The sequence below is a fragment of the Mycobacterium shunyiense genome (assembly GCF_058270035.1).
Window position 1 is genome coordinate 325,009 of record NZ_JBZDPT010000022.1, and the last position, 13,760, is coordinate 338,768.

Below are 13,760 nucleotides of genomic sequence, written 5' to 3' on the forward strand. Positions count from 1 at the left end.
GAGTGGATTGCTACGGGCAGGAGACTTCCAGCTCGAAAGGCTTGGTCACCGGGTTCATTCCATCCACACCGGTGGCCTCACCCTTGATCGTGTACTTGTTGCCATCCTTGGTGGCTTCCGCACTGCCGCCGGGTACGCCGGGCGTGTAGCCGAGGCTGACGCCGTCGATGTTGCCGAGTGCCACTGCGGTCACCGACGGCTGGTCGCCTTCGCCGAGGGTGGCGCTGACCGCGGACATGCCCTGCCCGACGGTCAAGGTGACATTGCCTGCGACCGTGGCACACACAACCGTGCCCTCGACCTTGTGGTCCTTGCCGTCGATGCTGACCCGGGCGGTGCCTGCACCCGTGGTCGCCTTGGCGTCGCCTGCCTCGACCGAAGCCGTTGCCGACGCCGTTGCGGTGGCCTTCGTCTCGCTTGAGGTGTCTTTCTTGTCGCTCGACGAACAGCCGGACAGGCCGGCGATGACGATCGCGGCGCCGCCGACGGCAACCAGGAACTCACGCTTCACCACTGCTCTCCTCACGGTTGTGCAGCCCGTCGTCAGTGGCGGACTGTCAGGCAGAAGTATTGGGGTTGATGCAGGTCATGGGCATGGGATTGGAAGAATCGTTCCCCGCGGACGCGAGGCGGTCGTAAGTTCAGCGTCATGCAGACGTTGCGTACTCCAGATGACCGGTTCGCTAATCTTCCCGAGTTTGCTTATCTACCAGTCTATTCCGAGATCGACGACGGCGAGGGTGGCCGATTGCGGGTGGCGTGGGTGCAGGCCGGCCCACCGGAAGCCGACCCGGTGTTGTTGTTGCACGGGGAACCATCCTGGTCGTTTCTCTACCGGCGCATGATCCCGATCCTGGCCGCGGCGGGCCATCGCGTCGTCTGTCCTGATCTGGTCGGCTTCGGCAGATCGGACAAACCCACGCGCATCGAGGATCACACCTATGCCCGGCACGTCGAGTGGATGCGGACGCTGGTCTGCGATGTCTTGGACCTGCGGCGGGTGACCCTGGTCGGTCAGGACTGGGGTGGCCTGATCGGGCTGCGACTGGCGGCTGAGAATCCCGACCGGTTCGCCAACATCGTCGTTGCCAACACCGGGCTGCCCAGCGGCGACATTCCCATGCCGGAAATCTGGTGGCAGTTCCGCAAGGCCATCCAGAATCTGCCGACCATCGATGTCGGCAGATTCGTGGAGGCCGGATGCCGTCGCCCGGTCAGCGACGAGGTCCGGGCGGCGTACGACGCGCCGTTCCCCGACGACACCTTTTGCGCGGGTCCGCGCGCTATGCCCGGTCTTGTTCCCACCGCACCCGACGACCCGGCCGCGGCCGCCAACCGGTCAGCTTGGAAAGCGTTGACGGCCAGCGAAACCCCGATGCTGGTGGCGTTCAGCGACGGCGACCCGATCACCGGAGCCATGGCGCCCATCTTCCAACGGGACATGCGGGGCGCACAGGGCGTCGATCATCCGACGATCGCGAACGCGGGTCATTTCCTGCAGGAGGATGCCGGCGAGGAACTTGCCGGGGCGATCGTGACCTTCCTCAGGGGCAGGTGATCGCGATGTCGAACGGCATGTCCACCGGTTCGCCCGGCTGGTTGGGGTCGATGCCCATGCCGGTGCCGGTGATCGTGTAGGCCTTGCCGTCGCGTGCGGCCACGACCGGTGCGCCCGACAGGCCGGACAGGTAGGTCAGCGAAGCCCCCTCGCCGTTGACGTCGCCGATGTTCACCGACTGCACCACGGGGGCCTCTCCGTCGGTCAGCGCCACGGAGGCCGGCATCTTGCCCTTGACGCCGATCGTGGTCAGCCCGTCCTTGGTCTCGCAGCTGACGCTGGTCACGGGGCCGGCGTCGTTGGGACCGAAGGTCACCCGCCCCTGGCCGGACTTTCCTGATGAACCCGATTCCTGCGACGAGCATCCGGCGACTGCAGCCAGACACACAGCAAATCCGGTGGCAATGACAATGGGGCGGCGCATGACCAAATTCACGTCCGCAGTATGGCCGCGTGCGCCCCCGTGACGGAAATCGGACGCGCATCCGGTTGAATACCAGGTGTGGACCAGCCGTATTTCACCGTGGAGGCCGAGTTGCCCGGCCGACTCGGTCGGGTCGGGACCATCCACACGCCGCACGGCGATATCCAGACTCCGGCGTTCATCGCGGTCGGCACCGCGGCCACCGTCAAATCGGTGCTGCCCGAGACCATGAAACAGCTTGGTGCCCAAGCGATCCTGGCCAACGCCTACCACCTCTACCTGCAACCGGGCCCGGATGTCGTGGCCGAGGCCGGCGGGCTCGGGGCGTTCATGAACTGGCCCGGACCGACCTTCACCGACAGCGGCGGGTTCCAGGTGATGTCGCTGGGTGTGGGGTTCAAGAAGGTCCTGGCGATGGATACCGAGCGGCTGCAGGCTGACGACATCATCGCCAAGGGCAAAGAACGGTTGGCTCACGTCGACGACGACGGGGTCACGTTCCGCTCGCATCTGGACGGTTCGAAGCACCGGTTCACCCCGGAAATCTCGATCGGCATCCAGAACAAGCTCGGCGCCGACATCATCTTCGCGTTCGACGAGCTCACCACGCTCGTCAACACCCGCGCCTACCAGGAAAGCTCGGTGCAGCGCACCCATGAGTGGGCGGTGCGGTGCCTGGCCGAGCATCATCGGCTGCAGGCGTTGGCACCGGAGCGGCCGCGGCAGGCGTTGTTCGGGGTGGTGCAGGGCGCGCAGTACGAGGATCTGCGCCGGCAGGCCGCGAGCGGGCTGGCCTCGATCGGGCAGGAGGCCGGGCCCGCCGAGGGACTGAGCTTCGACGGCTACGGCATCGGCGGCGCGCTCGAGAAGCAGAATCTGGCCACCATCGTCGGCTGGGTCAGCAGTGAACTGCCCGCGGACAAGCCCCGGCACCTGCTTGGCATCAGTGAGCCCGATGACCTGTTCGACGCCGTGGCCGCCGGAGCGGACACCTTCGACTGTGTGTCGCCGTCACGGGTGGCGCGCAATGCGGCGGTGTACTCGGCGACCGGCCGCTTCAACATCACCGGGGCGCGGTACAAGGGGGATTTCACCCCGATCGATGCCGAATGCGATTGCTATACCTGCGCCAATTACTCCCGCGCCTACATCCGGCACCTGTTCAAGGCCAAGGAGATGTTGTCGGCGACGCTGTGCACGATCCACAACGAGCGGTTCGTGATCCGGCTGGTCGATCAGATCCGGGCATCGATCCTGGCCGGCGAATTCGATGAGCTCCGGTCGCATGTGTTGGGGCGGTACTACGGGGTGCCTGTCAACTGACCCGCCCGCACTTTGTCACGCTGGCGTGGCATTCGGCGACGGCAGCCACTCTGGCGTGACGGTCGGTGGCGCCGAGCAATAGCGCGACAACGATTGCCCCGGCAGTTACGGCTGCGGTCGCAGGCCATCCCATCCACCCGACCGCGGCCGCGCCGAAGGCGGTGCCCAGGCTGCCGCCCACGAAGTACACCACCATGTAGGCGCTGTTGAAGCGCGCGGGTGCGGCGGCGTCGATCGCCAAAACCCTGCTCTGATTGGCAACTTGAGCCGCGAAGAGCCCGGCGTCGAACACGGCCAGACCGATGAGCGTGGCCGCCGTGTTCGACAGGCACACAGCGAGGGTGATCGCGCCGAGGGCCGCGACGCCCAGGCCGACCAACATCACTCGACGCGGGCCCACGCGATCGGTCCACGTGCCGGCGATGCGCGTTGCGAGGATGCCCAGGAGGCCGGCGAGCGCGTACAGGCCGATCCGTTCGGCTGTGTACGAATACGGCGGTTGTGCCAGCGCAACAGCGAGCCCGGCCCACACCGCGCAGAACGCGAAGAACCAGAGCGCGCCGCGTACCGCGGCCATGCGCAACGTCGGGAATCGCAGGTAGAGACCGGGCAGGCCGCGAAGCGTCTCCATGATGCCGCTCGCGGTGGAACCGGCGGTGGCAGGCAAGGTCCGTGCGGCGACAACTGCGGTGACGGCCGATACGAGGGCGAACACGAGCAGAGCGCCGCGCCATCCCGATACGTCGGTCAGCCAGCCGCCGGCGATGCGGCCCCCGATGATCCCGGCCGAAATGCCCGCCGTGACAATGCCCAGCGCGGTGGCCCGGCGCCCCTCCGGGACGAACCGCGCGGTGATCGAACTCAACTGCGCACCGACCGTGGAACAGGCACCGATCAGCATGATGGTGAGCGCCAGCAACCACATCGTGCCGCAGGCGGCGTTGGCGGCCAAGGCTGCGGCCAAGGCGCCGAACTGTGCGGCGAGGACGTACTTCGGTGGAAACCGGTCGACGAGCGGTACCAGCAGGGCGAGCCCCAACAGATAGCCGACCGGGCCGCACGCCAGCGCGACACCGACGTGGGCAACCGAGATGTCAAGACTGTCGGCCACATCGGACACCGCCGGCTGGAGCGGATAGATCGCGGCAGTACCGAGTGCGGCGGCAATCGCCATGAACCACACGGTGATTCGGGTCATCTGGGGCTGCGATGTCATGCCGCTGACGCTATGGGCGCCCAGGTCAGCGTGCTGGCGGAAATCGGACCATGCGGTGTGGGAGAGTGGCGCCATGCCGGAAGAGCTCACCGCCGAACAGGCCGCCACGCGTCTGGCGACCGCCGACACGCTCGGGATCCCGCTGGGGCCCGGCCAGCCGCCCGCGTTCCTCCGTGCACTCGGAGAGCGCACGGATTGGACCGACCTGCGTGTCTACGGCGCACTGCTCGGAGTCGGGACCGAACTGTTCAACCGCTCCGGTGTCCGTTACCTGTCCGGCTTCTTCGGTCCCTTCGAGCGGATGTTGCGGGACATGGGCGCCGACGTGGAATTCGCCCCCGCGGATTTCCGTCGGTTCGCTCCGCTGCTCGAGCGTCAGGCACCGCGCGTGATGACGACCGTGGCGGCAGCGCCCGACGAGCATGGCTGGTGCTCCCTGTCGCTGCATGCCGGTGCCACGGTGGGTGAATTACGCCGCGCCGGTGCCGATCCGCAACGGTTGCTCGTCGTCGAGGCGTCCGACGCCTATCCGCGGACATTCGGGCTCGACGGATATCGACATGCGCTGCACGTCGACGAGATCGACGTCCTCGTGCACTCGACCGACACACCGCTCGCGCTTCCCCCGGCGTCGCCCTCCGACGTCGACAGGGCGATCGCGAGGCACGCGGTCGCCTACATCCCGTCCGGCGCGACCCTGCAGACCGGCATCGGCTCCATTCCCAGCCAGATCGCCGCGCTGCTCGCCGAGGGAGACGGGGGAGACTACGGGCTGCACAGCGAGATGTTCACCGACGGCTGCATGCAGTTGCACCGGGCCGGCAAGGTCACCAACGCAGGCAAGGGACTCTATGACGGTGTCAGCGTGACGACGTTCGCGTTCGGCTCGTCCGAGCTCTACGCCTGGCTCGACGGCAATTCCGATGTCGCGTTCCTCCCCGTCGAGATCGTCAACGCGCCCGAGGTGATCGGGGCGAACAACGACATGATCACGATCAACGGCGCGCTCGGGGTCGACATCCACGGCCAGGTGGTCGCTGACACCATCGCGGGCGATCAGTTCAGCGGGATCGGCGGCGCCGAGGATTTCGTGGCCGGAGTCGGGCTTGAGCTGTCGGACCGCTCGTTGATCTGTCTGCCCTCGACGTTCGAGAAGGACGGAGTGCTGCAGTCGCGGATCGTGCCGTGGTTCGGCCCCGGTGCCGTGATCACGACGCCCCGGCATCAGGTGGATGTAATCGTCACCGAGTACGGCGCAGCCGAGTTGGAGGGCCGGACGGTCCGTGAGCGCGGCGAGGCGTTGGCCGCGATCGCCCACCCGCAGTTCCGCGACGCGCTGCTGGCCGCTGCGCATCGTGCCGCGCAAGGACGCTCGCCCGTCCAATAGCACCCACGAGGCCTGGCAGCTAACTTACAATTTGCAAGTTAGTCGACGAAGGGGCTGCGACATGGGCGAACGCTACGTGGTGATCGGCGGCGGGCTGGCCGGGCTGGCCGCCGCGGTGTGGCTGAGCGAAGCGGGCAAGAACGTCACCCTGCTGGAGCGTCGAGGCCAACTCGGTGGGCGCACCCATGCGATGCGGGCCGAGACGGTCGACGACATCCCGGACAACGGCCAGCACGTGATCGCCAGCGGCTATCAGCATCTCTACCGCTATCTGACGAGCGTGGGCACCCGGCAGCACATCGCCTTCCCGAAATCGTCCACGCTGCGTTGGCCCGACGGGCGCAAGGTCACCATGCAGACCACGGGCGCAGGCGCGATCCGGACCCTGTTCGGGGTTCACCCCGACGCGAGCTGGGCCGACCGCCTGCGGGCAGCCCGCGCGACGCTGCGGTTGGGTTGGCAGGCCCTGCATCAACCGGCCGACCTGGCGGATCTGAGTACCGAGCAGTGGTTCGAGCGGGTCGGCATGCCGGCCCCGGCGCGAGAAGCCTTGTGGGACTGGCTGGCCCTCGGGATCGCGGCCGAGCCGGTGGCGCGTGAATCGGCCAAGGTGTTCGCCAACGTGATGGCGACCGGCTTCCGGCTTGGCGTCAAACACCGCACCCCCGTCACCATCGGTTACCCCACAGTGGATCTCGACACGCTCTACATCTCCGGGGCGCTGAAAGTGTTCGAGGAGCGTGGTGTCGATGTGCGGTACCGCGCCGTGGCCCGAAAGATCGTGATCGAGAACAGCGCCGTCACCGCGGTGCTGCTCGCCGACGGCACCCGGATCCCCGCCGACGCTGTGGTCTGCGCGGTACCGAACTCGAACATCGGCGGGCTGCTCGACGATCTGCCCGAACATCCCGAAATCTATGCCGCTGCCGACAAACTGGGCTACACGCCGATCGTCAGTACCAACCTCTACCTGGACCGGCCGTTGGGCACCGAGTCCGCATTCGAGGGGCTCATCGGCGGCACCGGGGTGATCGACGAGGTCTTCGACCGCCAGATCATGCACGGCCGCAGCACCGACCGCGCCTGGCTGTACTGCCTGACCACCAGCGGTGCCTACGAGCAGATCCACAAGAGCAACGACGAGATCGTCGACGAGCAGATGGCGCTGCTGCGTCGTTACTACCCGGCGGCGTGCGGCGCGAAAGTGGTTCAGGCGCAGGTGGTAAAGATGCCCAAGGCCACGTTCTCCCAGGTGGTGGGCACGGATGCGCTGCGGCCGCCGCAGAAGACCTCGGTGCCCTCACTGGTGCTGGCGGGTGACTGGACTGCGACGGACTGGTCGGCGACCATGGAGAGCGCCGTGCAGAGCGCCGCCAAGGCCGTCGACCTGCTACTGGAACTCCGACAATGACCCGGCGGCGGCTCAGCGGTGCCGAGCGCAGGGTGCAGCTGCTCGACGTCGCGCGTGACCTCGTGGCCGAGGGCGGTTACCCCGCATTGACCATCGAGCAGGTTGCCGGCCGGTCGGGTGTAACCAGAACCGTTGTCTACCAACAGTTCACCGATCTTGCAGGTCTGATCACCGCTCTGCTGGACCGCGAGTCGGCGATCGCGTTCGCGGGAATCAGCACCGTGGACCGGCCCGACCTCGATCCCGAGCAACTCGGCAAAGGCATCCTGGCCTACCTGCATGCGGCGCCGACGAGCTGGCGCATCATCTTGCGGCCCCCGGACGGTGCACCGCCGCAGGTGCGCGAGCGCATCGAGCTGGGCCGCCGGTACGCCAGGAAGGTCGCGGCCCGCCCACTGTCGGTCGCCGCGGGCGTGGGCATCGATCCGGACGGCACAACCGTACGAATCCTGTTGTCCGCCGTGGAGGAACTCGCGCGACTGCATCTGGAGGACCCGCGCGAACATCCCGACGAGGAAGTTCTGACCCACCTCCGTTCGCTGGTCGGGTGGGCCGTCACCATCTCTGCCGAGCAGACGCGAACGCACCCCTGACCGGGCGAAAATGGGTACCTCCGCGTCTGCTCGCGAGGGGAATCGCAGGTGCTGGGACAACTACAGCGGGTTGAGGATCCGCTGCAGGAACTGGCGGGTGCGTTCTTCCTTGGGATCGCCGATCACCGCGGCGGGCGGGCCCTGCTCCAGGATCACGCCGCGGTCGGTGAACAGCACCTGATCGGAAACCTGCCGGGCGAACTGGATTTCGTGGGTGACGATCACCAGCGTCCAACCTTCGACGGCCAGGTCGCGGATCACCGCGAGCACCTCACCGACCAGTTCCGGGTCCAGTGCCGAGGTCGGCTCGTCGAACAAGACCACCTTCGGTTTCAAAGCCAGCGCCCGGGCTATGCCGACGCGCTGCTGCTGGCCACCCGAGAGCTGATACGGGTACTTGTCGCGCTGGTCGGCCAGCCCCACCTGGCCCAGCAGTTCGGTGGCCTCGGCCAGCACCTCCTCACGCGGGCGTTTCTGCACGATCAACGGGCCCTCGGTGACGTTCTGGAGGACGCTCTTGTGCGGAAACAGGTTGTGGGACTGGAACACAAAGCCGCTCTGCGCCCGGTAGCGGCGCAGCTGGTCCTTGGGTACCGGCTCGGAGAAGTCGAGTTCGGTGTCGCCGACCCGGATCACCCCGGAGTCCGCGACATCGAGGGCGTTCAGCGTGCGCAACAGCGTGGTCTTACCGGAACCCGACGGACCGATGACGGTGGTCGCAGTGCCGCGCGGCACGGTGAACGACACACCCTTGAGTACCTGGAAGTCGCCGAACGCCTTGTGCACATCGGTCGCGACGATCCGGTCTTCGCGTTCTGTGGTCATCGCGCAACGTGCCTTTCCAGTCGGCGTTCCAGACGACTCTGGCCGAACGACAGCACCAGGCAGATCACCCAGTAGTAGATCGCGGCTGTGCCGTACAGGGCGAAGAACTCGAACGTGGGCGCCGCGATGATCTGGGCCTGCCGCAGCAGTTCGGTGACCAGAATCGTCGACGCCAATGAGGTGTCCTTGACCAGCGAGATCAAGGTGTTGGACAACGGCGGGACCGCCACCCGGGCGGCCTGGGGCAGGATGATGCGTCGCAGCGTGCCGGTGTAGTTCAGCCCGATCGTCTCGGCGGCCTCCCATTGCCCCTTAGGGATGCTCTGGATCGCGGAGCGGATGATCTCGGCCGCATAGCCGCCGACGTTGAGGCTGAAGGCGATCACCGCGGCGGGGAACGGATCGATCTTCACCCCGAACTCGGGCAGCGCGAAGAACACGATGAACAGCTGCACCAGCAGCGGGGTGCCGCGGATGATCGAGATGTAGAACCGGGCGATGTTGCTCAGCACCACATTCGGCGACAGCCGGGCCAGCGCCACCGCCAACGCGATCACCAGACCGATGATGAAGCTGATGATCGTCAACGGAATGGTCATCGTCAGAGCCGCTTTCGCCAGCGGCCACAAGTTGTCGGCGATCAGCTGCCAGGTGGAACGTGGAGCCGGGGCACCTTCCGCAGGCGCCCCGGATGCGTTGGCCTTGAGGTATTTCTGCGAGATGGCGGCCAGCGTGCCGTCGGCCCGTAACTCGTCGAGTGCGGTGTTGAGTTCGGGCAGCAAACCGCTGTCCTTGCGGGCCGCGAAGCCCTGTTCGCTCTTCTCCCCGACATTGCCCGCGATCTTCACCGACTTGTCGTTCGTCTCGGCCAGATACGCGTAGACCGCGATGCTGTCGTTGACCACGACATCGACCCGACCCTGGTTGAGCAGCTTGATGGCCTGGGTGAACCCTTCGACCGCTTCCACCCGGGCCCCGGCCTTACGGGCGATCTCCGACCAGTTGCTGGTGGCGTTCTCGGCAGCGACCTTGCCCTTCAGGTCCGTGAGGCTCTTGATGGAGTTGTCGTCGGCGCGGGTGACGATGACGCCCTCGCCGATCGAGTACGACTGGGACAGGTCGTATTTGGCCTGGCGTTCCGGCGTGATCGTGACCTCGTTGGCCACCACGTCGAACCGGTTGGCCTCGAGCGCGGCGAAGATCGAATCCCATGGTGTTTCGACGAATTCGACTCTGACGCCGAGTTTGTCGCCGACCGCGCGGGCGACGTCGACGTCGTAGCCGACGAGTTGGTTCGTGGCGGTGTCGTGGTAGCTGAACGGGGAGTACACACCTTCGGTGCCCACGCGCAGCACACCGGCCGATTTCAGCGGTTCATCCGTATTGCCGGTAGTCCCCCCGCATGCCGCCAGCATCGCCGTGACGATCAGCAGGAGGCCCAGTAGCGGAATTCGTCGGGAGCGCACGGCCGGACGCTAACAGGGGCACGCCCTGTTCGGCAGGCTTCTGCTCAGCCCGGCCGATATATCCACGGATGCCGCGGCAGAGCGGCCGGGTCGAACCGGTCCAGCATGCCGACCACGTCGAGCGCAGGCCACCCCAGCGACGCGCTGATCTGCTCCAGCGCCCGCTCGACGCCGATCTCGGCCAGGGTGACCGCTCCGTCGCGTTTGGCCAGCCGGGCGCCGTCCTCGTTGAGCACCAGCGGGACATGGGCGTAGACCGGCTCCGGGCACCCCAGTAGCCGCGCCAGGTAGGCCTGCCGCGGAGACGAACTCAGCAGGTCGTCGCCGCGCACCACCTGGTCGATGCCTCCGGCGGCGTCGTCGACCACGACGGCCAGGTTGTAGGCGGGGACTCCGTCGCCGCGTCGCACCACGAAATCGTCGATGATGCCGGTGTAGCTGCCGTGCAGCAGGTCGGTGACGGTGCCGACGAAGGTGTCCGTGCGCAGCCGCAGCGCAGGTGGGCGTCCGGTCTCGGCGCGGCGCTGCGCGCGTTCGGCGTCGGTCAGGTCTCGGCAGGTGCCCGGATAGGCGCCTTCAGGGGCGTGCGGGGCTCGCGGGGCTTGGGCGATATCCCTTCGGCTGCAATAGCATTCGTACAGCAGCCCACGCTCGAACAGGTCGCCGACCACCGCGTCGTAGCGTTCCTGGTGGCCCGTCTGCCATTGCACCGGCTCGTCCCAGGTCAGCCCGATCGCGGCCAGGTCAGCCACCTGACGGTGTCCGATCTCGGGAAAAGTGCGGTCGTCGAGATCCTCGACGCGCAGCAGGAACCGGCGCCCGGTGGACCGGGCGAACAACCAGGCCAGCACCGCGGTGCGTAGGTTGCCGATGTGCAGGTCGGCCGACGGGCTCGGCGCGAACCGCCCGGCGGGGGTTGGGCTCACGCCCGCAATCTAGCTAATCGCGGTCCCAGGGCGCTGTCTCGCCCATCTTCTCGTAGTACTTCGCGAGGTGGCTTTTCACCCGGTCGATGTCGTCCTTCGGGAGGTCGACGCCGCCGCGCGCGCCGTCCATGATCCCGCCGGCAGCCATCACCCCGCGAGGTACTACCTCCAGTTTGCCGCCGACCACGTCGGCGATCAGCAGCTTGTAGCCGGTGAAGTTGTCCTTCGCGTCCTTGTCGTACCAGACGTGCGCGTCGCGGTACTTCTCGTTGGGTTCGTCCTCCGCACCGGCCCACTTGCGGACCCGTTTGTCGGCAGCATCGCCGTCCCACTCCCGGTCCCGGTCAGCCAGTGGCAGATCCTGAAATGCGGTTACAGACATGCTGTTGGCGTGCCCGAACCGGGCGCCCGGTAAACCCGCCACTCACGCCCTACTCCGGCGCTCCAGTGCTTCGATCACGGCCGGGCAGATGTCGACTCCGTACAGATGCTCCATCGCCTGCAGGCCGCCCGGACTCTCGGCGTTGATCTCGATGACTTTGTCGCCGATCATGTCGATGCCGACGAAGAACATCCCATCTTGCGCGAGTTTGTCCTTCATCGTCTCGATCACCGCGCGCTGCTTGTCGGTGACCTCTTCGGGTTGAACTGTGCCGCCCTTGCAGATGTTGGCTCGCGGGTCGTTCCCCTCTGGCACCCGCCGGAAAGCGGCGGGATGCCCGTCGACCTCGATGAGCTCTCCGTCGAGCAGGAAGATCCGCATGTCGCCGTCCTCGGCGCCCTCGACGTATCCCTGGGCGTAGATGTAGCCGTCTTCCAGCACAGACTCCATCATCTGATTCAAGTTGGGCTCGTCATCGCTGACGATCATGAACACGTTGCGGCCCTGCGCGCCGCACAGCGGTTTGATGATGGAGCGTCCCACGGACGAGATGAAGCTCCGGACGTCGTTCACGTTTTGCGTCACCAGGGATCGCTGGCGGATCTGCGCCGGAAACTCGTCGAGGTATACCTTCAACGCCGCACGCATGAGCACCGCGGGGTCGTTGACCACGGTGACGCCGTGCGCCACGAGCAGCTGACCGAACATGGAACCCAAGCTGCTGGCCCACGGCCGATCCTGCCGATCCTCGACCGAGTCGTTCCTCAGAAACACGGCGTCGAGCTCGTCCATGCGTATGCGCTCGGGCGAACTCTCCTTCATGCGATCGACGAACGAGGTCAGCGTGTCCTCACCCCGGGCGATGCCGGGACGTGCGTGCGCCCCGATCTGACCGTCGGGCTCGCCGATACTGACGTCGCTCAGCCCGACGTACCAGACCTCGTGGCCCATCAGGGCAGCCGCCTTCGCGAGGCGGGTGGTCGCGTACTCGTCGACCTCGGTCTCCGCGCGATTGACCAGAAATGCAATCCTCATGCGGCCACATCCATTTCAAGTAGGTCTGCGGGGCCCATGCCGCCGCGCATACGGTCGATCCGCACTTGCGCCCCGGGCGCGGACAGCCAGCGTGGGCGCGCTCGCGGCGGTTCGAGAACCCCTTGCTGGATCAACTCCTCCACGAGCGGCGCATGGTCGAGGGCGAGCTTGCCGGCGAGAAGGGGTTCGATGCTGCGTCCTTCGGCGAAGTACCCGAGGACTCGTTCGATACCGCGCAGATAGATGATGTCCTTGGTCGAACCTCCGCCGAATGTTGCGCGGCTCGTCACCGACCACGCGGTGCGCGGCGCGAAGCCATGGGCGTCGGTCAGGTGATTGAAGATCTCGACGAACTCCGCGTGGGCCAACATCATCGATGCGGCAACGACCCGCGCGGCGAGCACGCGTATGCGCCGGGGATCGAGCCCCCCAACGACGTACTCGGCCAGCACCGCCAGACCTTCCTGCGTCTCCTCGTAAGACGGCAGCCCGACGGCCAGCAGGCTCAACGGCTGCGCCTCGCCGTTGCGATAGGTCAGCACGTGGGTCCCGACCTCGTGCTGGATCAGTGGCTGCACTCGATCCTTGCGGAAGACGGCGGTGGCAGGGATGTAGAGCCTGCCGAACGACACCATCAGATCGGCGACGTCGTCGCGCACCTCGACCGCTACGGGAAAATCCGGGTAGGCCGACTCCAGCTCCGCGCGTGCCGCCTCCGCGAATTCCATGGCGGTGACGCTGGTCGGGCTGATCGGTTGCGGGTCGATGAGATCGAGCAGTGAGCGGGCCGTTGCGCACAGCGAGTGGCCCGGATCTCCATAGAGTTGCAGCGCGCCATACCTGAACCGCGATGTGCCTCGGTCCTCGAGCAACGTGATCTGCCGGGCGATCTCGTCGCGTTTTCCGCGGAAGAGAGAGTTGAGCGCAGGGTTCTCCACTCGCTCGATCTCGACGTCGTACAGGTCGCGCTTGACCAGATCCGGGTCGAAGTTCAGCGGTCTCGACTCCAGGACGGGTGATGACTCGAACCCCGAGCGCGCGAAATCCCGCCACGCCTCGGCTCCATTGGCCGGAGTGACGTAGAGCAGGAGGTTGAGTTCGCGCTCGATCTCCGTCAGACGCGCATCGACGTCTAAGGATTCCTGCGCAAGGGGCGAAGTTCGACCCACTTGCTATCGATACCCAATTGTCGACGTGGTCAATCCGTTGTTCGA

Annotated in this window: 14 protein-coding genes; 5 read left to right on the plus strand and 9 right to left on the minus strand. The window is 66.5% G+C overall.

Annotated features, from left to right (window positions below):
- Positions 1 to 10: 10 nt before the first annotated feature.
- Positions 11 to 511: a lipoprotein LpqH gene (locus AC4ELS_RS16695; RefSeq protein ID WP_064885896.1), complete on the minus strand. Its 501-nt coding sequence runs from the start codon at positions 509 to 511 to the stop codon at positions 11 to 13.
- A gap of 138 nt (positions 512 to 649) precedes the next feature.
- Here AC4ELS_RS16695 and AC4ELS_RS16700 point away from each other — a divergent pair, with 138 nt between their 5' ends.
- The gene (locus AC4ELS_RS16700; RefSeq protein ID WP_499048195.1) at positions 650 to 1,558 is read left to right on the plus strand and encodes a haloalkane dehalogenase; all 909 of its coding nucleotides are present in this window, start codon (positions 650 to 652) and stop codon (positions 1,556 to 1,558) included.
- Here the strand turns inward: AC4ELS_RS16700 and AC4ELS_RS16705 are convergent.
- The gene (locus AC4ELS_RS16705) at positions 1,545 to 1,994 is read right to left on the minus strand and encodes a lipoprotein LpqH (RefSeq protein WP_064885798.1); all 450 of its coding nucleotides are present in this window, start codon (positions 1,992 to 1,994) and stop codon (positions 1,545 to 1,547) included. The two genes, AC4ELS_RS16700 and AC4ELS_RS16705, sit on opposite strands and share 14 nt — an antisense overlap.
- A gap of 66 nt (positions 1,995 to 2,060) precedes the next feature.
- On the opposite strand from AC4ELS_RS16705, the gene tgt reads away from it, so the two are divergent.
- Positions 2,061 to 3,305, plus strand: coding sequence for a tRNA guanosine(34) transglycosylase Tgt (tgt, locus tag AC4ELS_RS16710; RefSeq protein ID WP_499048197.1), 1,245 nt, complete (start codon positions 2,061 to 2,063; stop codon positions 3,303 to 3,305).
- On the opposite strand, the gene AC4ELS_RS16715 is transcribed toward tgt, so the two are convergent.
- Positions 3,298 to 4,521, minus strand: a complete 1,224-nt coding sequence (locus AC4ELS_RS16715) for an MFS transporter (protein ID WP_499048199.1) — start codon at positions 4,519 to 4,521, stop codon at positions 3,298 to 3,300. The two genes, tgt and AC4ELS_RS16715, sit on opposite strands and share 8 nt — an antisense overlap.
- Positions 4,522 to 4,594: 73 nt before the next feature.
- Between AC4ELS_RS16715 and AC4ELS_RS16720 the strand changes: the two genes are divergently transcribed.
- The 3 genes from AC4ELS_RS16720 to AC4ELS_RS16730 all read left to right on the plus strand — a co-directional run bounded on the left by AC4ELS_RS16720 (position 4,595) and on the right by AC4ELS_RS16730 (position 7,912).
- Positions 4,595 to 5,908, plus strand: coding sequence for an acetyl-CoA hydrolase/transferase family protein (locus AC4ELS_RS16720; protein WP_064957300.1), 1,314 nt, complete (start codon positions 4,595 to 4,597; stop codon positions 5,906 to 5,908).
- Positions 5,909 to 5,969: 61 nt separating this feature from the next.
- Positions 5,970 to 7,319 carry a hydroxysqualene dehydroxylase HpnE gene (gene hpnE / locus AC4ELS_RS16725; protein WP_499048201.1) on the plus strand — a complete coding sequence of 450 codons (1,350 nt, stop codon included), beginning with the start codon at positions 5,970 to 5,972 and terminating at the stop codon, positions 7,317 to 7,319.
- Complete coding sequence (locus AC4ELS_RS16730; RefSeq protein ID WP_448446268.1) at positions 7,316 to 7,912, plus strand: TetR/AcrR family transcriptional regulator; 597 nt, start codon at positions 7,316 to 7,318, stop codon at positions 7,910 to 7,912. Before hpnE ends, AC4ELS_RS16730 begins: the two co-directional genes overlap by 4 nt.
- Positions 7,913 to 7,972: 60 nt before the next feature.
- On the opposite strand, the gene AC4ELS_RS16735 is transcribed toward AC4ELS_RS16730, so the two are convergent.
- The 6 genes from AC4ELS_RS16735 to AC4ELS_RS16760 all read right to left on the minus strand — a co-directional run bounded on the left by AC4ELS_RS16735 (position 7,973) and on the right by AC4ELS_RS16760 (position 13,715).
- Positions 7,973 to 8,737: an amino acid ABC transporter ATP-binding protein gene (locus AC4ELS_RS16735; RefSeq protein WP_448446270.1), complete on the minus strand. Its 765-nt coding sequence runs from the start codon at positions 8,735 to 8,737 to the stop codon at positions 7,973 to 7,975.
- Positions 8,734 to 10,152 carry an ABC transporter permease subunit gene (locus AC4ELS_RS16740; RefSeq protein WP_448446400.1) on the minus strand — a complete coding sequence of 473 codons (1,419 nt, stop codon included), beginning with the start codon at positions 10,150 to 10,152 and terminating at the stop codon, positions 8,734 to 8,736. The genes AC4ELS_RS16735 and AC4ELS_RS16740 overlap by 4 nt, the downstream gene beginning before the upstream one ends.
- A 95-nt stretch (positions 10,153 to 10,247) precedes the next feature.
- A complete protein-coding gene (gene gluQRS / locus AC4ELS_RS16745) occupies positions 10,248 to 11,129 on the minus strand; it encodes a tRNA glutamyl-Q(34) synthetase GluQRS (RefSeq protein WP_448446272.1) in 882 nt (293 codons plus the stop codon).
- A 13-nt stretch (positions 11,130 to 11,142) separates the two neighbouring features.
- Positions 11,143 to 11,511: a hypothetical protein gene (locus AC4ELS_RS16750; RefSeq protein ID WP_064885890.1), complete on the minus strand. Its 369-nt coding sequence runs from the start codon at positions 11,509 to 11,511 to the stop codon at positions 11,143 to 11,145.
- 42 nt (positions 11,512 to 11,553) lie between these two features.
- Positions 11,554 to 12,546, minus strand: a complete 993-nt coding sequence (locus tag AC4ELS_RS16755) for an ATP-grasp domain-containing protein (RefSeq protein ID WP_448446274.1) — start codon at positions 12,544 to 12,546, stop codon at positions 11,554 to 11,556.
- Positions 12,543 to 13,715: a peptidase MATCAP family protein gene (locus tag AC4ELS_RS16760; RefSeq protein WP_448446276.1), complete on the minus strand. Its 1,173-nt coding sequence runs from the start codon at positions 13,713 to 13,715 to the stop codon at positions 12,543 to 12,545. Before AC4ELS_RS16760 ends, AC4ELS_RS16755 begins: the two co-directional genes overlap by 4 nt.
- Between the last annotated feature and the right edge of the window lie 45 nt (positions 13,716 to 13,760).

Bases quoted from the DNA above. Each gene is read 5' to 3' on its own strand.
- AC4ELS_RS16755 (WP_448446274.1), bottom strand. From the start codon at position 12,546: ATGAGGATTGCATTTCTGGTCAATCGCGCGGAGACCGAGGTCGACGAG.
- AC4ELS_RS16730 (WP_448446268.1), top strand. From the start codon at position 7,316: ATGACCCGGCGGCGGCTCAGCGGTGCCGAGCGCAGGGTGCAGCTGCTC.
- AC4ELS_RS16750 (WP_064885890.1), bottom strand. From the start codon at position 11,511: ATGTCTGTAACCGCATTTCAGGATCTGCCACTGGCTGACCGGGACCGG.
- hpnE (WP_499048201.1), top strand. From the start codon at position 5,970: ATGGGCGAACGCTACGTGGTGATCGGCGGCGGGCTGGCCGGGCTGGCC.
- AC4ELS_RS16735 (WP_448446270.1), bottom strand. From the start codon at position 8,737: ATGACCACAGAACGCGAAGACCGGATCGTCGCGACCGATGTGCACAAG.
- AC4ELS_RS16720 (WP_064957300.1), top strand. From the start codon at position 4,595: ATGCCGGAAGAGCTCACCGCCGAACAGGCCGCCACGCGTCTGGCGACC.
- AC4ELS_RS16715 (WP_499048199.1), bottom strand. From the start codon at position 4,521: ATGACATCGCAGCCCCAGATGACCCGAATCACCGTGTGGTTCATGGCG.
- AC4ELS_RS16700 (WP_499048195.1), top strand. From the start codon at position 650: ATGCAGACGTTGCGTACTCCAGATGACCGGTTCGCTAATCTTCCCGAG.
- AC4ELS_RS16740 (WP_448446400.1), bottom strand. From the start codon at position 10,152: ATGCTGGCGGCATGCGGGGGGACTACCGGCAATACGGATGAACCGCTG.